The organism is Salinicola salarius, assembly GCF_003206135.1.
Classification (GTDB): Bacteria; Pseudomonadota; Gammaproteobacteria; order Pseudomonadales; family Halomonadaceae; genus Salinicola; species Salinicola salarius.
Genome location: NZ_PZJT01000018.1, coordinates 1 through 24,036 on the forward strand (window position 1 = coordinate 1; position 24,036 = coordinate 24,036).

The following is a 24,036-nucleotide window of genomic DNA, read 5'->3' on the forward strand; positions in this document are numbered from 1 at the left end:
TTCAGACAAAGCGTAAGGCTTACAAATTCTGCAGACCAGCAGCATGTTGCTCGGTTCCTGCCAGATGGACTTTCTGGCATGGTTGGAGCGCTACCTATTTTATCTCAGCAAGAAGCAATTTTTGTTGGTGAAGGTGCGGCTCTACCTTCTAGGGTGAGAGTAAGGGATCTAAAAGAAGGGCAATTGCCAAAATCAAATACTATACCATTTGCTCAGGGCTGGGCGAGTGATCGCCTAGATATAGATAAATTGAAGGAAATATCTGAGAGGATGTGCAGTTAAAACGCGTTATAACAAGGCACTGCACGCGGATAAATTAATCGCTGCGCTCATAGTTTACCGGTGAGCGCGGCGTTATGCAGGGCAAGCATTGAGCCACAGAGGAGTTAGATAAAAATATGTTTCACTTGCTAGTATCTTATCAAGGGTGGCCTGACTCAGGCGGAACCATGTCAATGAGCCGCATATATATTAGAGAAGGCGACCCTGTTGGTAGTAGTTTTTATTCAAACGGTACACTCGATGTTGCCAAACTAAAGGAATACCCTGTACTTTTAGTGACCGAAACTGGGGGCAACGGGCCGCAATTCGCAAGGGTAGCGTATATTACAAATATCACCTTGGGGCATGAGGTATCTATTCAATATGCCATTGACAATAGCATTCAGCCAATTTCCAATGCTGAGCTAGAAGGGCATTCAGTAGAATTGAGATTAGGACGATTTGGTTTATCCCACACCTGTTGGTCTGTGTGCGACGTTGATCTATTTAAGCTTTTGTTGCAAAACCAACAAAAAAGGTCTATCAGTCCGAAGGTGTTCTCGCTTGAAGCGGCTTACTCGCAAGATGAAAATCTTGTCTCGATCATGATGCCATTTGGAGCTGAATTTAATCCGGTACATGCTGCTCTTCAACAATCAATCAGTGCTGTCGGTTTGGAGAGCGTAAGAGCTGACAACATATGGGAGCACCATACGATAATCCAAGATATCGTAAACATAATAGCTCGAGCCAAAGTTGTAGTATGTGACTGTTCAGGGAAAAATCCTAATGTGTTTTACGAGGCTGGGGTTGCCCACGCTATCGGTAAAGAGGTGATCCTTATAACTCAGTCAGAGCACGATATTCCTTTTGATCTTCGGCATATACGCTACATAAGATACCTGCCTAATACCGAAGGCCTTGCCGATTTGTCGACATCATTACAGTCAAGGTTACGTTCAATTAGAGGCTGGTAAAATTGCATAACAAAGCCACAAATCCGCTCCCTTCGGTCGCCCGACGCTCGCAAGCTCGCGCGGTTTATGGCAGCGTTATATCTACTTTTGGCTGAACGTCCGCTTTTGGCCGAATACTGTCACTCACAGGCCACCCGCGACCGACCGGACTTTGACGAATTTCATTAAGCCGCGGTCCCGTTTCTCAACGGGAATCCAGCCGGCACGCTCGTAAAACGTGAAGGCTCGACTGCCGATTTCGGTTTCCAGCCAAATCTCGTCGAATTTGGCGAATAGATGGTGCTCGGCTCTCTCGAGGAGTAACCGGCCCACACCTAGCCCTTCATGGTCGGCGCGGACGAACAGTCCAAACACGCACCCGGTCTCGTCACGAACCATCGAAAAGCCCACGGGTACTCGATCAATCTCCGCAACCCAGAGACAAGGGCCCTGGGCGATCATGGCGGCAATGGCCTCCTGCGTGATGCCCATTTCGGCAAGCTGCTCGATCGATAGGTGGTTCTCCGCCATGCTGGTGCGAATGGCGAAGATCTCCCCGGTGTCTGTCTCTCTCGCTTCTCTCACTTGAATTGACATGGATCGATGCCCTTGGCAGCGATTGAAAATCGCCATGGGCGATCATTCTGGGGCACACAGTGCCGTCGGGCGAACTTGGTTGGCGGCTTGGAGCCGTGGCTACGTAGTCCTGAGATGGACAACCACAGGGTCAGCTTTTGAAGCTGAGAGGTATATTGGATGGTATATCTAGATTTTCTGACTTAATAAATATCTCATAAAAACAGGTATTTAGATGTCATTATAGAATCCTGCTGGCGCCAACAAATCAATTGATCCCGACGCTTTCCCTTCCTCCGAACCGCTCTCCCTTGGCTTCCAATTCGGCACATGACTATTGCGTGCGGAACCAGGTCATTAGCAGCTTCGAACCATGCGTTCGGACGGCGAAGCTCAAATCCTCAAATCCTCAAGGGCTCACTGTGGCACTCTACGATCTCAAGCTGCGGGCGCGGCCTGCTACTGTGCTGATGATGCGTCAGGCCCTGTAGCGTCGCGCGGCACCAGCAGACGTATACGGGGGTCGGCGATTTCGATTCCCAGCTTGCGAAAGCGCTCCAGAATGCGTCGATTGGTTTCACGTTGAACTCCCCAGCGCCCTTTATCGACACACTGTATCCGGCCGACCAGTGTCACCATCGAGCCATCCACCGCGTTGACGCCCCACACTTCGAGGTCATTGAGAATCAGATCCTTGAATGCCGGATCACTGCGCAGGCCGGCACCGATATCCTTCAGCTCGGTAATCGCTCGTTCAATATCCGTGTCGTAACTGACGCTGATGCTGACCTCCGCATTACCGATTCCGCGGTTGGTGTTGTTGACCGTCGATACCGAGCTGAAGGGAACGATATGCAGCGAACCGTCGCCGGCTCTCAGTCGCACGGTGCGAATCGACAGATACTCGACCACCCCTGATATGCCAGCTACCGTCACCCAGTCACCGACCTGCATCGCGTTTTCCATCAGCAAGAAGATACCGGTGATGAAGTCTTGCACCAGCTTCTGCGAACCAAAGCCTATCGCAACGCCGATAATGCTGGCACCGGCCAGCAGCGGTGTCGTATTAATCCCGAGCTCGTTCAACGCTGTCAGGCCGACAATCAACACGATAAGAATGAGCAGGCAGGTTCGCAGCATCGGCAACAGCGTACGCAAGCGCGCCACTCGCATGCGTTCACCCTGCTTCTCCCAGAGCGCGAGCCGCCGCTCGGCTGCGGCGTTTACCGTCTGCCAGACAACGGTCGCGACGATGACGGCAACCAGAATAGTCAAAGCCGCCGAGACTAAACTGCGCCCGATGGTCCCGGGCGCAAACCAGCCTATCGCGTTCAGCCCCCAGGCCTGACAGAGTAGAACAACCGTACAGGCCGTGATGACCAGCGAAATCAGGCGACGGATCAATGGATGGTAGCGTTCGATCAGACGACCGAAAATACCGGTTTCGGGGCTCTCATACGTACCGTTGTCCTGCGTCTCGGCAGAAGCAGCAGTGGGAAATAGCCGCTCTAGAGCGCCTAGCGCGAGGATCGCCACCACGCGAGCGGCGATAATGATGACGCCCGAAACGCTGATGAAATGAATCAGCCTGGGGAAGCCATTCTCGACGCCAAGCGCCCAGACGACCCAGGCACCCATCACCAAGACAGCGGCAAAAAAAGCCCAGACCTGCGCCAGCCAGTTGCGCATTGAAGCAAGCGGCCCGTGTGCCTCCGCCGGTGCTGCAATGGCTTCGCCGACCGGATGCCGGAGCTTGAAAATCAGTATCACGAGGAAGATGTGCACGAACAACGAAGCGATCTTGATGATCGCCAGGCTTCCCGCTGGGCTGGCACCCAGGGCTCGTACGGCCCCTGCAAGGGCAATGCCGAACGTGGAAAGCACGACGAAGCGTCGTATCCAGACGTGCAGAACCATCGAAAGATCGTGGTTCACCTTCAGCAGGCTTAGGCCACAGCTTGCGGGAGAAACCAGCAGACGCACTACAGCCATGGTGACGCGGGTGATGACATAGGCGTTGACGAATTCACTCGTCACGGCATGGATGCGTTCGTTACCGCCTTCTAGCCAATGCATGACAAGGCCCGACGCGCAGAAAAACAGCACCAACGGCAACAGGTCGAGGATCAGTACACCGACGGCAAAAGGCAGATGTCGCAATGTGCTCCAGTTTTCGCTTGGTCTCGGCGCTGCGCCGTTACGATCATGCCGGGCGCTCTCCGCCGCGATACCGTCATTTCCGGTTGCCTCGTTAGCGCTGGCAACGGCTTGCTGTGCCGCCGCCGGTCCGCCACTCGCCGCGTTTGCTGGATCGACCGGGACGGCTTCTATCCGATCGATGCCGTTTCGATGGGTCTGCACCAGCGCCACACTCCCCTCCGCTGGGCGAGTGCCTCCAGCCGTTACGGTCTCCATGAAGGCACGTTGTTCTGATAGTTGCGTCGCGTTCCGCTCTTCGTCCTGCTTCCTTTCGAATGCCTGGCGTTGCGTTTCGCCGTTGCGGTTCTGTTCCTTCCTGGCATTCGTTTCGGCTTCCTCGGCGTGCTCGATCAACGCGCGGCGGGGCCGGCTCAGTACACGACGCAGCCACCACTCGAGAACAAGACCGATGATGAATACTGCAGCAAGACCGATGAGCGCCTGCATCAGCAACGTTCGGCCCTCGTCGCTGCTGAAGAGCGTCCCGAACCAGTCAGGTAACTCGAGGGCCGCCTGTTTGATTTGACCGAACTGATCGCCGAGGCCGCCGGCCCATCTGCCGACCTGACTCAGCGCCTGGGTAATCAGCCCGTTCGCTTCCAACGGAACGAGTGCGCTATCCAAGGAGTCCGGCGATGCCGGTTCCTGTGCCACGGAAATCGGGGCCAGCGCGAAGGCAAGCAGGCATGCGAGAAGTGCTTGAAGAATCCGTTTACGCATTTCATTAATCGGCAACCGAGGAAGCCGGCCTGTGCAGGGAGCCATTGGTGTTACAGCTGATAAATCAAGGTAGTGTAAAGCTTCAGCTTGTCCAACTGCTCCGCTGGGCTAAAGAAGCGAAGTGCTTGCCTTATTAACGAAGAGATAAGAGTACGGAAAGATCCGCTTAGGAAAACACTGCACAAATGTCTGCACAGGCGAATCGCTACGTTGCGCGGTACGGGCGCGCCAGCCCCGTCGAGATTCGACTAACCCCCGTGTTATGTCTTGCCTTCTCCGTTCCGGTCGTCTTGCGCTTCATCCCGTTCGCCTATGTGTTCAGCAGCAGCTCGATGAGCGCTCCCTGGGCTGAAACGTTGCGAAAGAAAGAGAATGACAGCTACGAAAAAAGGGCCCGAAGGCCCTTGTTCTACTCCTCGCTCAGCAATTTAGCTGTTGCTGGCGAAGCTCATTTCCACGTTGCCGCGGTCGTTGCTGCCATTCTGGGTAGCGTGCTGCAGCGCTTGGGCGGCGGCGTCGCTCTGGCCTTCACCCACCAGCGGGTTATGGCTGGTCGAGATGTTGGTGGCGAGTTGCGTGGCGTCGGCGACGTTCTCCAATGCCTGGTCCGCTGCGGCGCTATGCCCGCCGATGACGGTATCGACACTGTAGCGAGTCGGCAGTGCGTGGTACTGCGCGGTCTGTTCGATATTGAGCGCTTCGCTCTGCTGATCAAAGTGACGTTGTTCGACAGCACTGTTGGCCTGAGCGGCGGCGGGCAGAGCAATGGCGATTGCGATGGCTGCGAGAATGCGGGTTTTCATGGTGTTGCCTCCAATGATCATCTGTTGTGGCGTGGGGCCCTTGGCCTCAACCTGTGATGTCATTATCGGGTGATTTCCGTTAGATGACTAATCAAGTGGCGTGAAATCAGCTATCGATAAGAATGATCTTGGCGGATAAGTCTGGATATAAATCAGGGAGGCAGTAGATAAAACTAAAAAGGGAGCCTGTGGCTCCCTTGGATACGCTAGCGGCTAGCACTTTGCCGAAGGCAAGACTTACAGGGTGGCGAAGTTCACTTCGACGTTGCCCTTGTCATTGCTGACGGTCTGGGTAGCGTTCTGCAGCGCCTGGCCGGCAGCAGCGCTCTGACCTTCGCCGATCAGGCTGTTGTTGGACGGCTGCACGCTGGTAGTCAGTTGAGTGGATTCGGCCACGTTCTTCAGGGCCTGATCGGCAGCGGTGCTGTGGCCGCCATCGACGGTGTCGGCGCTGTAGCGAGTCGGCAGTGCGTGGTACTGCGCGGTCTGTTCGATATTGAGCGCTTCGCTCTGCTGATCAAAGTGACGTTGTTCGACGGCACTGTTGGCCTGGGCGGCGGCGGGCAGAGCAATGGCGATTGCGATGGCTGCGAGAATGCGAGTTTTCATGGCGTTACCTCCAAAATGTCTTTTTGATTGATGGCCTCTCGGCCTCAACCTGTGGCGACATTATGGGAGCCGACTCTTTAGTCTGCTAATCACGCGTAGTGAATTCGACTATCGACAGGATTAATACTAAGGTCGAATCCATGGATTGGCTCTGGAGTGTAAACCTTTTCCCTCCGGTTGTGTGAATTCAGCCAAGCCGGCTCCGAGTTTCCCATTCCGGCCAGGGCCTTCGAACGGTTTTGCTCGATACCGGCGCGCCCGCCATAATGGCAGCATCTCATCCATCGCTTGCCAGCAGAGAACCCCTTATGACCCGCACGCCTCGGGATAACGCTCCCGCCGAATCGTCACGCGCTGCCGAGCCACAGGTCAACGTGGGTGATGTCGCTTATCTACGGGTGACGAAGGTCAACGATATTGGCGCCTTCCTGAACTGGGGCCGCCCCAAGGATCTGCTGCTGCCGTTCGGCGAACAGCGCTTCCGCCCGGACGAGGGCAAGCGCGTGCTGGTGATGATCTATGTCGACGACCGCATGCGCCCAGTGGCCAGCATGAAGCTCGATCGCTTCCTGCAGGACGAGTCGGAAGGCTTGAAGGCGGGCGACCGGGTATCGCTGGTGATCGCCGATCTGACCGATCTCGGCGCCAAGGCGGTGGTCAATAGCCGCTTCTGGGGGTTGCTGTATCACGACGACATGTCGCGGCCGCTGCGTCGCGGCGACCGCGTGGAAGGTTATGTCCGTCGTGTGCGCGACGACGCCCGCCTGGATCTATCGCTACTGCCGCCGGGACAGGCGCGTCTGGATGTGGTCGGCGACAAGGTGCTGGCGGCGCTGGCCGACAACGACGGGTTCCTGGCGCTGGGCGACAAGAGCCCGGCCGACGCCATCAAGGCGCGACTGGGCGTCAGCAAGAATGCCTTCAAGCAGGCCATCGGCCGCCTCTACAAGCAGCGCCGGATCGTCATCGAAGAGGATGGCATCCGGTTGTTCGAAGAATGATCGCCGGTCACATCCGATAGGTGCGATACCAGCCGAGCCCGGCTTCCGTTTCGCCGCGGGGCTTGTATTCGCAGCCCAGCCAGCCGTCGTAGCCGGCCTGGTCGAGCTGGGCGAATAGCCACGGGTAGTTGACCTCACCGGTATCCGGTTCGTGCCGTTCGGGCACACCGGCGATCTGGATATGGCCTACGCCATCGCGGTAGCGCTCGTAGGTCTTCCAGATATCTCCATCCATGATCTGGGTATGGTAGAAATCCATCTGCACCTTGACGTTGGGCTCGTTCAGCTCGGCGAGGACCGCATGCCCTTCGGCCTGATGATTGAGGAAGTAGCCCGGCATGTCGCGAGTATTGATCGGCTCGATCAGCAACGTCAGATCGTGTTCGGCGAGCTTTCGCGCGGCGAAGCGAAGATTCTCAAGATAAATCTGATGGTTATCGGAAAATGTTTCACGGGAAACATTGTCCGGGACAGTCTCGGATGTCGGTTCTTCTACCAGTCCGGCCATGGCGTGCAGGCGCGGGCAGTTCAACGCCTTGGCGTAGCGAATCGCGGTATCGACGCTGTCGCGGAACTCCGCTTCACGACCGGGAAGGGCGGCCAGGCCGCGCTCGCCGGCAGCCCAGTCGCCAGGCGGCAGGTTGAACAGCACCTGTTCGAGCCCGTGGCGCTTCAGCTCGGCGGCGATCGCTTCGGGTTCGAAGTCATACGGGAACAGGAACTCGACTCCGGTGAAACCATTCGCGGCGGCTCTGGCAAAGCGCTCCATGAACGGGACTTCGTTGAACATCATGCTGAGATTGGCGGCGAAACGCGGCATGGCCTGATTCCTCGGTGATCCGGTTGAAGGTATGGACAGACGAATGCGCGCTTACCACTGGGCGCCGAAGGCGTCACGCAGCTCGTCGATCTCCTTCTCGTTCAGCGTGCGCACGTCATGGTGGCGCAGCAGCAGATAGAGCTTGGCGGTCTCCTCCAGCTCTTCGATGGCGTTGCGTGCGGCTTCCAGCGTCTTGCCCGTCACCACCGGGCCGTGATTGGCGAGCAGCACGGCGGCATGGTCCGCAGCATAGTTGCGCACCGCCTCGCCCAGCGCCGCATCGCCGGGGCGGTAGTAGGGCACCAGCGGCAGGCGGCCGACCCGCATCACGAAGTAGGGCGTGATCGGCGGCAGGCAGGAGTGTTCGTCGAGCCCGTTGAGACAGGACACCGCCGCCGAATGGGTGGCGTGAAGATGGATGATGCCGCCGGTATCCGGGCGCTGCTCGTAGAAGGCCCGGTGCAGGAACGACTCCTTGGTCGGCGGCTTGCCGGCGAGCAGGTTGCCGTCCCAGTCGAGCTTGGAAATTTCCGCCGGGTCCAGTGCGCCGAGGCTGGCGTTGGTCGGCGTCATCAGCCAGCCATCGTCGAGCTTGGCGCTGATATTGCCGGAGGTGCCCGGCGCCATGCCCAGGTTGCGGAAGGAGCGGCCGATCTCGGCGATCTCTTCGCGCAGGCGGCTTTCGGTCGAGGAGGTCGAAGTGTGAATCGCGGTCATGGCATCAGGTTCCAGGCTTTGGTCATGAAATCGGTGGCGCCGAAGTTGCCGGACTTGAGCGCCAATGCCAGCGACTCTTCGGTCCCCAGCGTGGTCGTCCACGGCACGCCGGGGTCGATGCTCTCGCCGATCCGCAGCCCCTGAACGCCGAGCGCGCTAACCACGGCGCCGGAGGTCTCGCCACCGGCGACCAGCAGGCGCCGCACGCCGAGGCGGCCGACCAGCTCGCTGGCGATTTCGGCCAACGCCCGCTCGACCAGTTCGCCGGCTTCCTGCACGCCGAGCCGCTGTTGGGCCTGACGCACCTCCTCCGGGGTGGCGCTGGCGTAGATCAGCACCGGGCCGCCGTCGTTGTCGGCGTGCGCCTGGAAATGGGCTTCGGCGCTGGCGAGCGCCGCGTCGACGACACTTGCGTAGTCATCGTGCAGCGCCTGAGCATCGAGGTGAAAACTCGGCATGTGCTGTTTGGCATGGTCGATCTGGGCCAGCGTGGCCCGCGAGCAGCTGCCGCTCAATACCGCCTCGCGACCGGCGATCGGCTCGAGGCGGGCGGCGTCCTGCCGGTGATCGAGTCGATCGGCGACATTGGCCGGCAACCCCAGCGCCAGGCCGGAACCCGCCGTCACCAATGGAAGATCGCGGCAGGCGCGAGCCAGCACGAACAGATCCTCGTTATCGATGGCGTCGCAGATCGCGATACCGATACCGTCGGCTTTCAACGCCTCGATGCGCGTGGTCACCGCGGCGTCGCCCTGACGCAGCGTGGCGTAGTCGATCAGCCCGATCTCCCGCGTCGTCTGCGCGCCGAGCACGCGAACCAGGTTGGCATCGGTCATTGGCGTCAGCGGGTGATCCTGCATGCCGCTCTCGTTGAGCAGGACGCCGTTGGCGAACAGATAACCGTTGAACACGCTGCGGCGGTTGGCCGGCAGCGCCGGGCAGGCGACGGTAAAGTCGGTACCCAGGGCGTCCATCAGCGCCTCGGTGACCGGGCCGATATTGCCGGCCGGTGTCGAATCGAAGGTGGAGCAATATTTGAAATAGAACTGCTCGCAGCCCTGTTCCCGCAGCCAGTCGAGCGCCTGGATCGACTGCTTGATGGCCTCGCTGGCAGGGATGGTGCGCGATTTCAGCGCCACCACCACGGCGTCCACGCCCGCCTCCAGCGGTGTGTCGGGAATCCCGATGGTCTGCAGCGTGCGCATGCCGGCGCTGACCAGCTGGCTGGCGAGATCGGTGGCACCGGTGAAGTCGTCGGCGATGCAGCCGAGGATCGGTCTGGCGCGGGTCCGGTCGATGGAGTTCGAAGCGGGAGTCGACATGGTTCAGCCCCTTCCATTAGCGTCATTGGCGGCCGTGCCGGGGAGCGTGAGTCCGGGGTAGACCTTGATTACCGCCGAATCGTCCTCGCGGCCCAGCCCCTGGGCGGACGCCAGGGTGAACTGGCTGAGCGCCTGCGCGGTGAGCGGCAGCGGGAATTTGTCGCGGTGGGCGGTGTCGTGGACGATGCCGAGATCCTTGACGAAGATGTCCACCGCCGAATGCGGCGTGTAATCACCGGCCAGGATGTGGGGCACGCGGTTCTCGAACATCCACGAGTTGCCGGCGCTCTGGGTGATCACTTCATACAGGGTCTGCGGATCGCATCCGCCGCGAATGCCGTAGGCCATCGCCTCGGCAGCGGCGGCGATATGCACTCCAGCCAGCAGCTGATTGACGAGCTTGACCTGCGAACCCTGCCCCAGTTCGTCTCCCAGCCGGAAGACCTTGGCGGCGAGGGCGTCGAGCACGTCGCCGGCGCGCTCGAACAGCGCCGCGGGGCCGGAGGCCATGATCGTCAGCTGGCCCGCGGCCGCCTTGACCGAGCCGCCCGAGATCGGCGCATCGAGCAGATGAACGTCGTGAGCGGCGAGATCGGCTCCCAGTGACTGCACGGCGTCTGGCGCGCAGGTCGCGCAGGAGATCACCATACTGCCCGGCTTCAATCCCGGCAGCAGGCCGTTATCGCCGAACAGCACAGCCCGGGTCTGTTCGGCGTTGACCACTACGGTCAACACGATCTCGACCTCGGCAGCCATCTCCGCCGCCGTTGCCACGGCATGGCCGCCGGCCTCGGCAAAGCTCGCTCGCGCTTCCTCGCGCAGATCGCAGCCCCAGGTCTCGAAGCCGGCGCGCACCAGCGACGTGGCCATGCCCATCCCCATCGAGCCCAGCCCGATGACCCCGACGCGGGGTCGTTGTGTCGTACTCATCGTGAGTCCTCTTTCGTCTGTTCCGTCGATGCCGACGGCGATCCACGCTGCGCTTCCACGCGCTCGAGCAGATCGGTGGGCGCCTGGCGCAGGCGTGTTTCGGCGTGTTCCAGATGAATGGCGGCGGCCCGGGCGGCGGCATCGGCATCGCCTGCGGCAATGGCGTCGAGCATGGCCTGATGCTCCGCGACCACCTGCTGCATGAAGGTCTCGCGCAGCGATTCGTTGGTCCGCGTCACGCGGATCGCCTGGTGCAGAAAGCGGTTGTAGAAGTCGAGCACGGCGGTGAAGTGGGTATTGTCGGCCGCTTCGGCGATGGCGCGGTGAAAGGCGAGATCCTGATCGACGCCGGACAGCCCCGCCTCGACCGCTTCATCGATATCCACCATGGCGTTGCGAATCCGCCGTAGCTGGGACGGTGTGCGCCGTTCGGCGGCGAGCCGTGCGGCTTCCACCTCCAGCGGCCGGCGCAGCTCCAGCACCTCGACCACCGACTGCAGGCCGGGATCGGGAATCGCCAGCCGTAGCGATACCGTCGGTGCTTCGGCGACGAAACTGCCGCTGCCCCGCCGCGAAGTCACCAGGCCGCCGTTGCGCAGCATCGAGATCGCCTCGCGCACCACGGAGCGGCTGATGCCGAAGCGCTCGCCCAGTTCCGCCTCGGTTGGCAGACGCGCTCCGCGACCCCATTCGCCGGCCTGTATCGCGTCGCTCAAGCGCTGGGCGACCTGTTCGGAAAGCTGCGGGCCGCGCGACGGCTGCCTCGTGTCTTCTTTCAATGCGGTATTCCTCATGCATTCGTCGTAGTCGCGACGTCTTCGATGCTGCCATGACGGCGTGCGACGGCGTTCTCCGACCAATGGCGATATTGCTCGTCGGCTGAATTTGTCAGACAAGATGTTAAATCGCAAACGTCAGCGCAATTCGCCTTTCGTCAATCCAGTGCCATTCGAACCAGTGCTGTTCGATCCAGCGCCATGCGATGGACGAAGGCGAGGCCAGAGGAGAGAAATGCCATGCATGTGATCGTGACCGGAGGCGCCGGCTTTCTCGGCGCGAGACTGATCCAGCGGTTGCTGTCGGATGAAACCGTGATCGAAGGCCAGGCCGTCACGCGGGTGACGTCGATCGATCTGGCACCGTGTCAGGTGGTCGACGACCGTGTCGAATCGCTCACTGGCGATATCGCTGATGCCGATTTCATAGAGTCTGGGCTGGTCCAGCAAGCGCTGGCCGACGATACCGGTGCCGTCTGCCATCTGGCGGCGGTGGTCAGCTCGCAGGCCGAGGCCGATTTCGATCTGGGCATGCGGGTCAATCTGGATGCCACGCGAACGCTGCTGGAGGCGTGTCGGGCACGTTCGAAGCGGCTGCGATTCCTGTTCGCCAGCTCGCTGGCGGTGTTCGGGCCGGGGCTCTCTCAAGGGCGCTCCCAACCGGTACCGGAAGCGATCGGCCCTCGGCCGCGCTCTTCCTACGGCGCGCAGAAGGCGATGGGAGAGCTGTTGGTCAACGACTACAGCCGGCGCGGCTTCGTCGATGGCCGCGTCTGCCGCCTGCCGACCATCGTGGTGCGGCCGGGCAAACCCAATCAGGCGGCCTCGTCGTTCGCCAGCTCGATCATTCGCGAACCGCTCTCCGGCATCGAGGCGGTCTGCCCGGTGGCAGGGGAGCTGCCGCTGTGGCTCTCCTCGCCACGGGCGGTCGTCGCCAACCTGGTGCATGCGCTGACGCTGTCCGGCGAGCCGCTCGGAGACTGGCGCACGCTCAACCTGCCCGGCATCACGGTGACGGTGAACGAGATGCTCGATGCGCTGGAGCGCGTAGCCGGCCCGTCGGCCCGCCAGCTGGTGCGATTCGAACCCGATGCCGCCATCGACGCCATCGTCGCCAGCTGGCCGGGCGGGCTGGATGCCGCACGGCCGCTGGCATTGGGGTTCCAGGCCGATGCCGATTTCGACGCCATCATTCACGCCTACCGGGAGGACGAACTCACGAGCTGACGGCTACCACTGACTTCACGACCCGAAAGGTGCGGGAGACGCGCCGGACGGTCCGACTCTTGAAGACGACTGGCAACAACATTCATAAAGCCCCAAGGAGTCCACGCCATGACAGAAGCTGCCGCTGGACCTCAGGTTATCATCGGCCTGGGTATCGCTATCTTCGTGATGATCGCGCTGGTGCTGAAAACCCGCGTTCATGCGCTGCTCGCCCTGGTCATCGCCGCGTCGATCGCCGGCCTGATCGGCGGCATGCCACCCAACGCGGTGATCGGTGCCATTACCACCGGTTTTGGCACGACGCTCTCCACCATCGGTCTGGTCATCGGCTTCGGCGTGATGATGGGGCGGATACTCGAAGTCTCCGGCGCCGGCCAGCGCATGGCCTACTCGATCCTCAAGCTGCTGGGCAAGGAGCGTGAGGACTGGGCCATGGCGCTGACCGGCTACATCGTCTCGATCCCGATCTTCTGCGATTCGGCCTACGTCATCCTCAATCCGCTGGTGCGGGCGCTGGCACGCAATAGCGGACGCTCGATCCTGACGCTGGGCATCGCGCTCGCCTCGGGGCTGGCGGTGACCCACAGCGCGGTGCCGCCGACGCCGGGCCCGCTGGGTGTGGCGGGTATCTTCGGTGTCGATATCGGTCTGATGATCGCCTGGGGCCTGGTCTTTACCGCGCCAGCGCTGATCGTGATGGTGCTCTACGCGCGCTTCATGGGGCCGCGCATCGAGGCGATGATCGAACGCGACGTGCCGGGATCGCTGAAGCGCGACGATGACGAGGATCCGATGCGCGGGCAGCTGGCCGAGAGCGAACTGCCGTCATTGCGCATGTCGGTCATGCCGATCGCCTTGCCGATCCTGCTGATCTTCTTCAATACGCTGGTCACCGCGGTGGTGGGCGACAGTGACTCGCCGGGGCTCTTCGTGCAGGTCGTCCAGTTCGTCGGCCATCCGGTGATCGCGGTCGGCATCGGTGTGCTGGTGGCGGTCTACGGCCTGGTGCCGAAGATGCCCAAGGACCAGGTGCTGGCGCATCTGGAAAAAGGCGTCGAGAGCGCCGGTATCATCCTGCTGGTCACCGGTGCCGGGGGCGCGCTGGGTGCGGTGCTGCGGGCCAGCGGTGCAGGCGACTACATCGGCGAAAGCATTGCCGGGCTGGCGCTGCCGGCGGTGCTGATCCCGTTCCTCATCGCCACGTTGGTGCGCTTCGTGCAGGGCAGCGGCACGGTGTCGATGATCACCGGCGCTTCGATCTCCGCGCCGATCCTGGCCTCGATGCCGGATGTCAACATGGTGCTGGCGGCGCAGGCGGCGTGTCTCGGCGGGCTCTTCTTCAGCTATTTCAACGACAGCTATTTCTGGGTGGTCAACCGGCTGCTGGGGGTCAAGACCGCCAAGCATCAGCTGCTGGTGCTGTCGGTGCCGACCACGCTGGGCTGGGCCACCGGGCTGGTGGCGCTGCTGATCGCCAATGCGTTCATGGGTTGATAGAGACAAGACGAATCGACTTCAGAACGCCAAACGACATCCATCAACGAACGGGAGTCCCGACATGAAAATCACCCGAGTCCGCGCCCGCGTGTTCGAGTGGAAGGGCGAGACGGTGCCACCCAAGGCCCACTTCTGTACCAACGCCATGGATGCGCTGTGGGATCGCGGCGATGCGATGCAGAGCTTCCGCTTCCACGGCTGGACGGTGATCGAGATCGAGACCGACAGCGGTCTGGTCGGCCTGGGCAACGTGGCGCTGGCCCCTAGGGTCGCCAAGACCATCGTCGATCAGCATCTGGCGCCGCTGATCCTGGGGCAGGATCCGTTCGACTACGAATACCTGTGGCAGCGCATGTACCGCGCCACGCTGGCCTGGGGCAGGCGTGGTATTGGCATGGCGGCGATCTCCGGCGTCGATATCGCGATCTGGGACCTGATGGGCAAGGCGCTCGACAAGCCGGTGTTCAAGCTGCTCGGCGGGCGCACCAAGGAGAAGATCCCCTGCTACGCCTCCAAGCTCTACCACGACGATCTCGATACCATGCAGGCCGAGGCGCAGCGCTACCTCGACCAGGGCTTCCAGGCGATGAAGATGCGTTTCGGCTACGGCCCCAAGGACGGGCCGCAAGGCATGCGCGAGAACCTCAAGAGCGTCGCCGCGGTGCGGGAGGTGATCGGCGAGGATATCGACCTGATGGCCGACTGCTACATGGGCTGGAATCTCGACTACGCCCGGCGGATGCTGCCCAGGCTGGCGCCGTTCGAGCTGCGCTGGCTGGAGGAGCCGGTGATCGCCGACGATATCGACGGCTACGCCGAGCTCAATCGCATCGCGCCGATGCCGATCTCCGGTGGGGAGCACGAGTTCACCGTCCATGGCTTCCGCCAGTTGCTGGAGAAACGTGCGGTCTCGGTGATCCAGTACGACACCAACCGCGTCGGCGGCATTACCGTGGCGCGCAAGATCAACGCCATGGCCGAAGCGTTCGAGGTGCCGGTGATCCCGCATGCCGGGCAGATGCACAACTACCATCTGACGATGTCGTCGCTCGTATCGCCGATGTCGGAGTTCTTCCCGGTGCATGACGTCGAGATCGGCAACGAGCTCTTCTACTACCTGTTCGAAGGCGATCCGGAACCGGTCAACGGCCATCTCGATCTCGCCGACGACGTGCCGGGGCTGGGGCTCTCGCTCAATGAGCGTCATCTCGACGGCTTTCGCATCATCGAGTAGTGCGGCCTGTCATGCCGTGGCGTGTCCGGCACGCCACGGCGACGATGCGGCTTGACGCTGTCAGGGCATCTTGGCTTGCAGCCGATCGGCCAGCCAGGCGCGGGTGCCGGGGTGCCCGCTGCGTTCGGCACGTTCGGCAAGGTCCAACGCGAGTTCGACATCACCGGCCTTGAGCGCGGCATCGATCATTCGGCGGTAATCGAAGTCCGCTGTGTTGGACACCGGGGCTGGTGCCGGGGCGGTGGCTTGCGGGCGAGGGCCGGTAGCCTCGGGGATCGGGGCTGGCGTATCGCCAATCATTGGAGCCATGCCGGTGCTACCGGTCAGCGAAGCAATTTCGAGCGTGACTTCGCCGGTGGCGGTATGCACGGCGCGAGGATCGGGGCCGGCGGGTTCGGCGAGCCCTCGGACCCGTGCATACGCTTTCTCTTCGGATTCGTAGGTGGTCGAGGCCTGACGATCCGCGTCGCTCGAGTAGATGACGAGGTATTGGGCGTTCGGGCCGGGCGTCACGCTGAACTGACCGCCGAGCCGGGCAGTGGAGAAGCCGGTGGGGCGTCGCACCGTGAGCGCATCGCTCGAGACCTTCCTGATCGGCTGGAAGGCCGAATCGAGGATCATAATCGTCGGCGCGAAGACTTGGCCGTCACGGACCGGGCTGGTCACGCTCAAGGTCACGGGGCCGTTGTTCCGGGGCAGCTCGAAGGCGTGGAAAAAGCTTTTGCCATCGCCGAAATCATGCACCGGGGTCTGCGGCGTGAAGTTCAGCGTGAGGGTTTGCTGTGCCGTGATCGGTTGATACGGCAGGCTGGCCAGCGAAGTGCAGCAATCCGCCGAGCTTTCCAGCGCGTGCTGACCCTCCGACGCGGGAATGGTCGGAGCGTGGGGGGCCATGAGCGGTGTGCTGCACCCCGCCAGGGCGATCATGAGGGTGCTCAATGGCACGGCAAGACGATACGAACTCAACATTCAGACACTCCTGCTTGAGACGAAAACGGCTCCGGAGCGACAAGCCCCCGGAGCCCAATGGATCGAAACAGTGCGAGCATGACTCTCGCGGCCGTGGGATCAGCTACCCCACCAGACTTCCATCTGCGCGCCGAACGTCAGGCCGTCGGTATCGTCGAAGTCGACATTGTTGGAACCGCCAGCGCCGATGTCGAGTGAGCTGGGGTCGCGTGCTTCGGTATAGGCATCGCCGCTCCACTTGGCGTAGGTGGCGAACAGGCGGATGGTCGGACGAATCATGGCGCCCCGCCCCGCAGACCACTGCTGCGCGATGGTCAGCTTGGTCAGGTGGTGATCGCTGTCGTCGTAGCCGGTCACGCCACCCTGCGGCTCTATACGGTCATAGCCCAGCTCGACGGCCGTGCTCATGATGTCGTTCCAGTAGTAGACCGGGCGCACGCCGGCAGAGAACCACTTGCGGCCGGTGTTGTCGTCCATGTCCTTGTCTTCGTAGACGAGGGCGTAGAGCATGTCGAGCTTGTCCGGTGCCAGCCAGATCTGGCCGTGATCGAGGACGCGCCACATGCTGCCTTCCTGGCGCAGCGTGCCGGTACCACGCCCCACCGCATTGTTGTCGCGGGTGATGATGCCATCAGTGGCGTACTGCACCGCGAAGGTATTGGTGCCGCCGAACCAGTCGCTCTGGGTGTGCTCGATGGTGCCCATCCAGCCCTTGTCGCCTTCGTCGTAATCGACGCCCTGGTCGTCGTAGTACTCCTGCTGCCAGTCGGGTAGCGATGAGCGGCCGTAGTCGATACCGAGCTGCAACGAGCCGCCGGGATTGACGGGAATATCCGTCCAGCGAGCATCGAGCGTGTCGTCGGAGATCTGCTGACCGGAATCCGGAAACAGGCCGTCGCCGTCGTCATTGCCCTCGCTGCGGGTCCAGGCGAAGCTCAGCTTACCGGTGCCGACATCGATATCCGAGATCCCTACGCCGGGGCCCGAGACATCCCAGTAGTAGAAGTCGTTCATGTGGATATCGTGGCGCTTGTAGAAGCGCTTACCGGCCCAGAGCGTGGCGCCGGGCAGGCCGCCGACGACGTTGGTGCCGGAGACGTACATTTCCCGCAGCGAGATGTTGTTGTCGTCATCCTGGAGGGATTCGTCGTCGTTGTCCTGCGCGGTGACGTAGGCGACGCGGCTGGCGAAGTCGAAGGTCGTGTCCTGCTGCTGGTAGAGCTGCGCGCCGAGCCCGATCTCAGCATAGGTCTCGCATTCGTTGCCCAGGCGGTACTTGGCCGGTGCGCCCGCCGACTTGAAGCAGGTCTGGCTGCCGCCGCCAGAGGTCGAGCCGATACCGGAGCGGGCATAGCCGAAGAATTCGGGATTGATATCGGCGTTCGCCAGGACCGGCATCGTGCAGGATGCACCGATGACGGCAGCGAGGAGCGGTCGGCGTAGCACGGAGTGTGAGGCAATCATTATCGGTGTCCCTCGTGGTCTTGTCGTTGATTGCGGTTTTGGACTGTTGTCATTGGCAGCCGTATGAACCATCCGGCTGCGCAAGGCGCTTTGAAAAACTCGCAACCGGCGTGTCCGGGGACACATGCGAGGCTCTGTCAAAGCGTCGTGCTCGGCGTACTCACATCGTGATCGATAGCAGCGAAGACATGAGTCGGTTCGTTTTTTGAAATTGTCGGTATATCTGTTCTTTCGTTCCCTTGATGTGACTTTCTGGGTCAGTGTTTCTCTCGTCGTCATGCGCCTTGTTTTACTGGCATGAGCGTGGCGGCAGTTAGGTACTTCCCATTCATTCGTTACCCGAAATGGCGACCTTTTCGTTCGTCATCCCTTGTCGCCGGCAATTCGGGTTGAGCGCCATTATTTCCATTAATACGTAAACTTTCATTGTAACCATGGTCTATAAAGACAAAGGTCTAAACTAACTCCAGAGAAGATTCACTTTTTCCTATGCTTAACAATAACTTAAATTTAAGTGATTCGAGTGGGAGCTGCGTTCTGCATACCAAAGTATTAAATGTTACTAACGGTGGGTTGTGATAAGGACGTTCCCAATATTTCTGGAAAGGCTGAAATTTCTCAATGACAGTTCGACGTCGATCAGTTCGTTGGTCCGGTTGGAGATGAGAAAATTCATGCTTCATGGCTTGAAACCCCTGCCCTGTGGAATCTGTCAGCGTCGTCTCAGGGGTGAAGAGCGTGTCGGGTCGTATCGTTTGAACGAAGATACTGAGGATGGAAATGTTATCCCCGGTGCCGTTGGCTTAGCCTAGGATGAGAGGAGAGAAAGACGACGAGCACCGGGCTGCACTGGGCCTGCAAGCGGGGGAGGCGTCATGAAATGGGAGCCGGGGCAGGAGCCAGGGATGTCCATACCCAAGGAACGTCACTACTCGGATCGTGTGGGCTGGCTGCGAGCGGCGGTGTTGGGCGCCAACGACGGCATCGTTTCCACCGCCAGCCTGGTCATCGGCATGGCGACGGCGGGCGCGACGCTGGCTGGCGTGCTGACCGCCGGGGCGGCCGGGGCGGTGGCCGGGGCGATGTCGATGGCCGCGGGCGAGTACGTCTCGGTCAGCTCGCAGAAGGACACCGAGCGCGCCGACCTGGCACGTGAACGTCGTGAGCTGGCTGCCAACTACGAGTCCGAAACCCGTGAGCTGGCGGAAATCTACGAGGCGCGGGGTCTCTCTTCCACGCTGTCGCAGGAGGTCGCCGAGAAGCTGATGCACCACGACGCGCTGGCGGCCCATGCGCGTGATGAACTCGGTTTCAGCCATGTCAACGAAGCGCGGCCTCTACAAGCGGCGGTGGCCTCGGCGCTGACCTTTCTCGCCGGTGCCGCGCTGCCGATCGTCGCCTCGCTGCTGGCGCCTCGTCAGGGGATCGCGCTGGTCGTCGCCATCGGTTCGCTACTGGCACTCGGCCTGCTGGGGATCCTGTCGGCCAAAGTGGGCGGTTCACGCGTGCGGGTCGCTGTCGTCCGAGTGGTCGTGTGGGGTGTGCTGGCCATGGCCGCCACGGCCGGGGTCGGTTGGGTGTTCGGCGTCGTCGGCACTTGATCGGGTTCGCGTTCGGCCTGTTCCGGTCGTGTCTGGCTTGCTGCCTGTTCCGATCGCGCTCGGCTTGTCGAGAGAACAGCGCTCAACTAAGACTGATAGCGTCGCGCAGTAAAGCTACGCTCATGGGCAATCGCTCTCGCGTTCGCTCTGCATCGCGGATGACTCGATTCAGTCAGTGTATCCAACCCGAAGCCAAGGAGCGGCCCAGATGGTCAAGAAGACCGAAATCCACGCGCAACAACAGTCACTACCCGGCAAGGAAGGCTTGATGCAGCCACCGGCGGAGTTCATCCGGCCGGGCTATCGCGGCAGCGGCAAGCTGGAGGGCAGGATCGCTCTGATTACCGGCGCCGACAGCGGCATCGGCCGCTCCGCGGCGATCCACTTTGCTCGCGAGGGTGCCGACGTCGCGATCATGTATCTCAGCGAGGACGAGGACGCCAGAGAGACGCAGCGGCTGATCGAGGCGGAAGGGCGGCGCTGCCTGTCGATTGCCGGTGACATTCGCGATGCCGCGTTCTGTCGCTCGGCGCTCCAGCAGGTCGTCGACACCTTCGGCGGGCTCAACATTCTGGTCAACAACGCCGGCACCCAGCAGGTGTGCACCGATCTCACCGAGCTCGACGATGACCAGTGGGAACAGACCTTCGCCACCAACATTCACGGCATGTTCTATTTGACCAAGGCGGCATTGCCGTACCTGGGAGAAGATGATTCGATCATCAACACCGCTTCGGTCAATGCGTATATCGGGCCCGATTTCCTGGTCGACTACACCGCCACCAAGGGCGCGATCATCAGCTTCACCCGTTCGCTCTCCAATCAGGTAGTGGCGCGCGGCATTCGGGTCAATGCGGTGGCGCCCGGCCCGGTGTGGACGCCGCTGCAACCCGCCACCCTGGGTGCCCACGATCCGCAGATGCTGGAAGATTTCGGTTCCGACACGCCGATGGGGCGGGCCGCGCAGCCGTCCGAGCTGGGGCCGTGCTATGTCTTTCTGGCATCGCTGGACGCGTCCTTCATCAGCGGCCAGACGCTACACCCCAACGGCGGCATGATCGTCAACGGTTGATCGGTCACCAAGAGAGCGAAAGTCATGGAGCCCTGCTCGGGAATCGCCCAGGGTCTTCGAGCACCAACAGCAATTCTCGGGCAAAAGGAGGCCCCGAACATGCCAGGTACGACTCACAATTTGCCGCCACGTCAGGACAGCTGGCTGGATCGGCCGGCGCATCATCACTGGCTGGAGTGCGAAGGCCAGCGCCTGCTGGCGTTCTATCGTGCCTCGCGCCATGCCGAGTGCGGTTTTGCGGCGCTGGACGAAGACGGACGACTGCCGGCGGATGCCAACCCCGACACCATGATCACTGCCCGCATGACGCACTGTTTCGCGCTGGCCGCCATGCGTGGCGAGCCCGGCATGGCACCGCTGGTGGCACACGGCGTCGCGGCATTGAGAGGTGGGTTGCACGACGATGAGCACGGCGGCTGGTATGGCGAACGGCCCAAGGCGGGCGAAACGCAGACCAAGCAAGCCTACATTCACGCCTTCGTCGCGCTGGCGGCGGCCAGCGCCTGGCAAGCCGGCAACGAAGACGCCAAGCCGCTGCTGGACGATATCATCGACGTGATCGAAACCCGGTTCTGGTCCGAAGACGAAGGGCGCATGCGCGAGGGGTTTTCCCGCGACTGGCGCGAAGACGAGGCGTATCGCGGCGGCAACAGCAACATGCACTCGACCGAGGCCTTCCTGCAACTCGCCGACGTTCTCGACGAGCCGAAGTGGCGGGCGCGGGCGCTCTCCATCGTCGACAGGATCATTCACGCCCACGCCAGGCCCAACGACTATCGTGTCGTCGAGCACTTCGACAGCGAGTGGAACGAATGGCGCGACTACAACCAGGAAACGCCCAAGGATCAGTTCCGACCCTACGGCGCCACGCCTGGTCACGCCTTCGAATGGGCGCGGCTGATGTTGCATCTCGAAGGCGGGCTGCTGCGCCATGGCGAAGCGGCGCCGGGCTGGCTGCTGGAGGATGCGCAGGGGCTGTTCCATAGCGCGACCGAGCTGGCGTGGAACGTCGATGGCGAGCCAGGGCTCATTTACACTCACGACTGGAAAAACCAGCCGGTGGTTCACGAGCGCATGCACTGGACGCTGGCCGAAGCCGCCGCCACGGCCGCGGCGCTGCTCAAGCGTACCGGCGACGCAACCTACGAAACCTGGTATCGCCGTTTCTGGGATTACATCGATCGTTTTCTGATCGATCGCGAACGGGGCAGCTGGTGGCAGGAACTCGACCGCCACAACAACCCATCCAGCGAAATCTGGAGCGGCAAGGCGGATCTCTATCATGCCTATCAGGCAACGCTGCTGCCCAGATTGCCGCTGTCTCCCACCATGGCCAGAGCCATCGCCGACGGAGCGTTGTAACACGGAGCGTTGTAACCCCTGGGGATATTCGAATCTCCACTCTCGGAAACGCCTCGATTCATGATCGGGGCGTTTGTCATTCGTACAGACGCCATACCTCGAAAGCGGCATGGGCTTCGTCGCTGAAGTCTGGCTAGCTATGACTTCCGACACTGACTTCCGACACATGGCCGTGAGGAGAACGACAATGGAATGGCTTGGGAATTATCGGCAGATGAGGCTGGGGTGGACCACGTTACTGCTGACAGCGCTGCTGCTGGGCGGCTGCGGCACGCAGGGCATCGAGCGGGAACCGGTGCAAGAGGCGCCTGCCAAGACCGCCAGGCAGTCCCCGGATCGTACCTGGGGGCCGGTGATGAAGGCCGTCGCCATGGCGCAGCTCTATCCGGATGGGAAGTCGGTGGTCGATCTGGTGCCCAAGCGCGACCCCGCGGCTATTGTGGCCGACTTCGAACGGCTGCAGCAGCAGGAAGGGGAAATCGACAAGGCCCGGTTGCAAGCCTTCGTCGATGCCAACTTCGATCCGCGTCCAGAGAACGAAACGCGCCTTAGCGAGGCGGCCGATACCTCGATCGAGACCCACGTCGTCAACCTGTGGCCCTATCTGACACGGGACCCAGCGGATACCGACGAAGGCCCCTGGAGCAGTCTGGTCTCGCTGCCCGAGCCCTACGTGGTGCCGGGCGGGCGCTTCAATGAGATGTTCTATTGGGACAGCTACTTCACCATGTTGGGCCTGGCGCGCAGCGACCGCTTCGACCTGGTGCGCGACATGGTCGACAACTTCGCCTGGCTGATCGACACCTACGGGTTCGTGCCCAACGGTACGCGGACCTATTTTCTGACGCGTAGCCAGCCGCCGTTCTTCGCTCCGATGGTAGCGCTGCTGGCGGAGCATGACGGAGAAGCCGTCTATCGCCGCTATCTGCCCGAATTGATGCGGGAACACGACTATTGGATGCGCGGCGCCGATGAAATCGGCCCCGGCGAGGTACGTGAGCACGTGGTTCGACTGGCCGACGGCACCTTGCTCAATCGCTATCACGGAAGCGAGAACTGGCCCCGGCCGGAAGCCTACGCCGCCGAACGCGAGCTGGCCGCGCGTAGCGACCGGCCGGCTCCCGAACTGTACGGCCATCTACGAGCCGCTGCCGAAAGTGGCTGGGACTTCAGCTCGCGCTGGATGGCCGATGGCCAGCACCAGACCACCATCGAAACCCGCGATATCCTGCCGGTGGATCTCAACGCGCTGCTGTACCAGCTCGAACGCACCCTGGCGCACGCGTGGCGGGTCCAGGGCGATGACTCCCAGGCGGCACGCTTCGAGGCGCTGGCCGAACAGCGTCGAAGCGCGATCAACCGGGTCTTCTGGCAACCTGACGGGGGTTACTACACCGATTACGACTGGCGGGAGGGGCATCTGACCAACGCGATTTCAGCGGCCATGGTCTATCCGCTGGCGTTTGGCGTTGCCGACCCGGCCAAGGCCGATGCCACGGCCGAGACGGTGCGGCGCGAGCTGCTGCGCGCCGGGGGCATGGTCACCACCATGCATAACACCGGCGAACAGTGGGATGCGCCCAATGGCTGGGCGCCGCTGCAGTGGCTGGCGGTTTCCGGTCTCGACCGCTACGGACACGACGACCTGGCCGAAACCATCGCCCGGCGCTGGATCGAAACCAATCGCGCGGTCTACCAACAGACCGGCAAGCTGGTCGAAAAATACGACGTGGTCGACCCCGCCGTGGGCGGCGGCGGTGAATATGATGTCGTCGACGGGTTCGGCTGGACCAACGGCGTCCTGCTGGATCTGATGCACCGCTATCCGTCGCAAGCCAGCCAGTAGCCAAGTCTCGCCATTGAAGACGGCCGGGCCACAAGGTCCGGCCGTTTTGTGTGTCAGCACGCTCTGCAGCGTCG

The 24,036-nt window shown here is 61.6% G+C and carries 20 protein-coding genes and 1 pseudogene; 10 read left to right on the forward strand and 11 right to left on the reverse strand.

Translation table 11 applies throughout. The features are described from left to right. Nucleotides 1-282, forward strand: a pseudogene (locus DOM32_RS15170) (hypothetical protein); the annotation flags it as partial. Between the two features lie 167 nt (nt 283-449). Then, the gene (locus DOM32_RS15175; RefSeq protein WP_208625392.1) at nt 450-1,238 is read left to right on the forward strand and encodes a hypothetical protein; all 789 of its coding nucleotides are present in this window, start codon (nt 450-452) and stop codon (nt 1,236-1,238) included. Nucleotides 1,239-1,361: 123 nt separating this feature from the next. Here the strand turns inward: DOM32_RS15175 and DOM32_RS15180 are convergent, their stop codons facing one another. The 4 genes from DOM32_RS15180 to DOM32_RS15195 all read right to left on the reverse strand — a co-directional run bounded on the left by DOM32_RS15180 (nt 1,362) and on the right by DOM32_RS15195 (nt 6,124). After that, a complete protein-coding gene (locus DOM32_RS15180; protein ID WP_208625393.1) occupies nt 1,362-1,850 on the reverse strand; it encodes a GNAT family N-acetyltransferase in 489 nt (162 codons plus the stop codon). A 402-nt stretch (nt 1,851-2,252) separates the two neighbouring features. Continuing rightward, nucleotides 2,253-4,712 carry a mechanosensitive ion channel family protein gene (locus tag DOM32_RS15185; protein WP_208625394.1) on the reverse strand — a complete coding sequence of 820 codons (2,460 nt, stop codon included), beginning with the start codon at nt 4,710-4,712 and terminating at the stop codon, nt 2,253-2,255. A 428-nt stretch (nt 4,713-5,140) separates the two neighbouring features. Then, nucleotides 5,141-5,578: a hypothetical protein gene (locus DOM32_RS15190; RefSeq protein ID WP_157957086.1), complete on the reverse strand. Its 438-nt coding sequence runs from the start codon at nt 5,576-5,578 to the stop codon at nt 5,141-5,143. A gap of 174 nt (nt 5,579-5,752) precedes the next feature. Continuing rightward, nucleotides 5,753-6,124: a hypothetical protein gene (locus DOM32_RS15195; protein ID WP_071232385.1), complete on the reverse strand. Its 372-nt coding sequence runs from the start codon at nt 6,122-6,124 to the stop codon at nt 5,753-5,755. 308 nt (nt 6,125-6,432) lie between these two features. On the opposite strand from DOM32_RS15195, the gene DOM32_RS15200 reads away from it, so the two are divergent. Beyond that, on the forward strand, nt 6,433-7,125 hold the full coding sequence (locus tag DOM32_RS15200) for a CvfB family protein (RefSeq protein ID WP_244179945.1): 693 nt from the start codon (nt 6,433-6,435) through the stop codon (nt 7,123-7,125). Between the two features lie 7 nt (nt 7,126-7,132). On the opposite strand, the gene otnI is transcribed toward DOM32_RS15200, so the two are convergent. Genes otnI through DOM32_RS15225 form a run of 5 tightly spaced genes read right to left on the reverse strand, consistent with a single transcriptional unit; the run spans nt 7,133 to nt 11,693 of the window. Beyond that, nucleotides 7,133-7,945 carry a 2-oxo-tetronate isomerase gene (gene otnI / locus DOM32_RS15205; protein ID WP_110635929.1) on the reverse strand — a complete coding sequence of 271 codons (813 nt, stop codon included), beginning with the start codon at nt 7,943-7,945 and terminating at the stop codon, nt 7,133-7,135. A 51-nt stretch (nt 7,946-7,996) separates the two neighbouring features. Next, the gene (gene otnC, locus DOM32_RS15210; RefSeq protein ID WP_110635932.1) at nt 7,997-8,662 is read right to left on the reverse strand and encodes a 3-oxo-tetronate 4-phosphate decarboxylase; all 666 of its coding nucleotides are present in this window, start codon (nt 8,660-8,662) and stop codon (nt 7,997-7,999) included. Next, complete coding sequence (otnK, locus tag DOM32_RS15215) at nt 8,659-9,984, reverse strand: 3-oxo-tetronate kinase (protein WP_208625395.1); 1,326 nt, start codon at nt 9,982-9,984, stop codon at nt 8,659-8,661. Before otnK ends, otnC begins: the two co-directional genes overlap by 4 nt. Before the next feature lie 3 nt (nt 9,985-9,987). Next, complete coding sequence (gene ltnD, locus DOM32_RS15220) at nt 9,988-10,914, reverse strand: L-threonate dehydrogenase (protein WP_110635936.1); 927 nt, start codon at nt 10,912-10,914, stop codon at nt 9,988-9,990. Continuing rightward, a complete protein-coding gene (locus DOM32_RS15225) occupies nt 10,911-11,693 on the reverse strand; it encodes a FadR/GntR family transcriptional regulator (RefSeq protein WP_244179946.1) in 783 nt (260 codons plus the stop codon). The genes ltnD and DOM32_RS15225 overlap by 4 nt, the downstream gene beginning before the upstream one ends. Nucleotides 11,694-11,930: 237 nt before the next feature. Here DOM32_RS15225 and denD point away from each other — a divergent pair, with 237 nt between their 5' ends. From denD to DOM32_RS15240, 3 genes are all read left to right on the forward strand, one after another. Continuing rightward, nucleotides 11,931-12,917 carry a D-erythronate dehydrogenase gene (denD, locus tag DOM32_RS15230; protein WP_110635942.1) on the forward strand — a complete coding sequence of 329 codons (987 nt, stop codon included), beginning with the start codon at nt 11,931-11,933 and terminating at the stop codon, nt 12,915-12,917. A 108-nt stretch (nt 12,918-13,025) separates the two neighbouring features. Beyond that, entirely contained in the window at nt 13,026-14,411 is a 1,386-nt protein-coding gene (locus tag DOM32_RS15235; RefSeq protein ID WP_110635945.1) for a GntP family permease, read from the forward strand. A gap of 64 nt (nt 14,412-14,475) precedes the next feature. Continuing rightward, the gene (locus DOM32_RS15240) at nt 14,476-15,648 is read left to right on the forward strand and encodes an L-rhamnonate dehydratase (RefSeq protein WP_110635948.1); all 1,173 of its coding nucleotides are present in this window, start codon (nt 14,476-14,478) and stop codon (nt 15,646-15,648) included. Between the two features lie 60 nt (nt 15,649-15,708). Here the strand turns inward: DOM32_RS15240 and DOM32_RS15245 are convergent, their stop codons facing one another. After that, nucleotides 15,709-16,575 carry a MalM family protein gene (locus DOM32_RS15245; RefSeq protein WP_157957087.1) on the reverse strand — a complete coding sequence of 289 codons (867 nt, stop codon included), beginning with the start codon at nt 16,573-16,575 and terminating at the stop codon, nt 15,709-15,711. 141 nt (nt 16,576-16,716) lie between these two features. After that, a complete protein-coding gene (locus DOM32_RS15250) occupies nt 16,717-18,081 on the reverse strand; it encodes a maltoporin (RefSeq protein WP_110635955.1) in 1,365 nt (454 codons plus the stop codon). Nucleotides 18,082-18,986: 905 nt separating this feature from the next. Between DOM32_RS15250 and DOM32_RS15255 the strand changes: the two genes are divergently transcribed. The 4 genes from DOM32_RS15255 to treA all read left to right on the forward strand — a co-directional run bounded on the left by DOM32_RS15255 (nt 18,987) and on the right by treA (nt 23,962). Then, nucleotides 18,987-19,682: a VIT1/CCC1 transporter family protein gene (locus DOM32_RS15255; RefSeq protein ID WP_071232374.1), complete on the forward strand. Its 696-nt coding sequence runs from the start codon at nt 18,987-18,989 to the stop codon at nt 19,680-19,682. Between the two features lie 208 nt (nt 19,683-19,890). Next, nucleotides 19,891-20,754, forward strand: a complete 864-nt coding sequence (locus DOM32_RS15260) for an SDR family oxidoreductase (RefSeq protein ID WP_110635957.1) — start codon at nt 19,891-19,893, stop codon at nt 20,752-20,754. A gap of 99 nt (nt 20,755-20,853) precedes the next feature. After that, nucleotides 20,854-22,116, forward strand: coding sequence for a D-mannose isomerase (locus tag DOM32_RS15265; protein WP_110635960.1), 1,263 nt, complete (start codon nt 20,854-20,856; stop codon nt 22,114-22,116). Nucleotides 22,117-22,303: 187 nt separating this feature from the next. Further along, nucleotides 22,304-23,962 carry an alpha,alpha-trehalase TreA gene (gene treA, locus DOM32_RS15270; RefSeq protein WP_157957088.1) on the forward strand — a complete coding sequence of 553 codons (1,659 nt, stop codon included), beginning with the start codon at nt 22,304-22,306 and terminating at the stop codon, nt 23,960-23,962. The last annotated feature ends 74 nt before the right edge of the window (nt 23,963-24,036 follow it).

What these genes read in the sequence shown, in the direction of transcription:
- DOM32_RS15245 (WP_157957087.1), bottom strand. Translation starts at nt 16,575, where the DNA reads ATGATCGCCCTGGCGGGGTGCAGCACACCGCTCATGGCCCCCCACGCT.
- DOM32_RS15240 (WP_110635948.1), top strand. Translation starts at nt 14,476, where the DNA reads ATGAAAATCACCCGAGTCCGCGCCCGCGTGTTCGAGTGGAAGGGCGAG.
- DOM32_RS15180 (WP_208625393.1), bottom strand. Translation starts at nt 1,850, where the DNA reads ATGGCGATTTTCAATCGCTGCCAAGGGCATCGATCCATGTCAATTCAA.
- DOM32_RS15185 (WP_208625394.1), bottom strand. Translation starts at nt 4,712, where the DNA reads ATGCGTAAACGGATTCTTCAAGCACTTCTCGCATGCCTGCTTGCCTTC.
- DOM32_RS15265 (WP_110635960.1), top strand. Translation starts at nt 20,854, where the DNA reads ATGCCAGGTACGACTCACAATTTGCCGCCACGTCAGGACAGCTGGCTG.
- DOM32_RS15255 (WP_071232374.1), top strand. Translation starts at nt 18,987, where the DNA reads ATGTCCATACCCAAGGAACGTCACTACTCGGATCGTGTGGGCTGGCTG.
- ltnD (WP_110635936.1), bottom strand. Translation starts at nt 10,914, where the DNA reads ATGAGTACGACACAACGACCCCGCGTCGGGGTCATCGGGCTGGGCTCG.
- otnC (WP_110635932.1), bottom strand. Translation starts at nt 8,662, where the DNA reads ATGACCGCGATTCACACTTCGACCTCCTCGACCGAAAGCCGCCTGCGC.
- DOM32_RS15250 (WP_110635955.1), bottom strand. Translation starts at nt 18,081, where the DNA reads ATGATTGCCTCACACTCCGTGCTACGCCGACCGCTCCTCGCTGCCGTC.
- DOM32_RS15195 (WP_071232385.1), bottom strand. Translation starts at nt 6,124, where the DNA reads ATGAAAACTCGCATTCTCGCAGCCATCGCAATCGCCATTGCTCTGCCC.
- otnK (WP_208625395.1), bottom strand. Translation starts at nt 9,984, where the DNA reads ATGTCGACTCCCGCTTCGAACTCCATCGACCGGACCCGCGCCAGACCG.
- DOM32_RS15190 (WP_157957086.1), bottom strand. Translation starts at nt 5,578, where the DNA reads ATGACATCACAGGTTGAGGCCAAGGGCCCCACGCCACAACAGATGATC.
- treA (WP_157957088.1), top strand. Translation starts at nt 22,304, where the DNA reads ATGGAATGGCTTGGGAATTATCGGCAGATGAGGCTGGGGTGGACCACG.
- denD (WP_110635942.1), top strand. Translation starts at nt 11,931, where the DNA reads ATGCATGTGATCGTGACCGGAGGCGCCGGCTTTCTCGGCGCGAGACTG.
- DOM32_RS15260 (WP_110635957.1), top strand. Translation starts at nt 19,891, where the DNA reads ATGGTCAAGAAGACCGAAATCCACGCGCAACAACAGTCACTACCCGGC.
- DOM32_RS15235 (WP_110635945.1), top strand. Translation starts at nt 13,026, where the DNA reads ATGACAGAAGCTGCCGCTGGACCTCAGGTTATCATCGGCCTGGGTATC.
- otnI (WP_110635929.1), bottom strand. Translation starts at nt 7,945, where the DNA reads ATGCCGCGTTTCGCCGCCAATCTCAGCATGATGTTCAACGAAGTCCCG.
- DOM32_RS15175 (WP_208625392.1), top strand. Translation starts at nt 450, where the DNA reads ATGTCAATGAGCCGCATATATATTAGAGAAGGCGACCCTGTTGGTAGT.
- DOM32_RS15200 (WP_244179945.1), top strand. Translation starts at nt 6,433, where the DNA reads ATGACCCGCACGCCTCGGGATAACGCTCCCGCCGAATCGTCACGCGCT.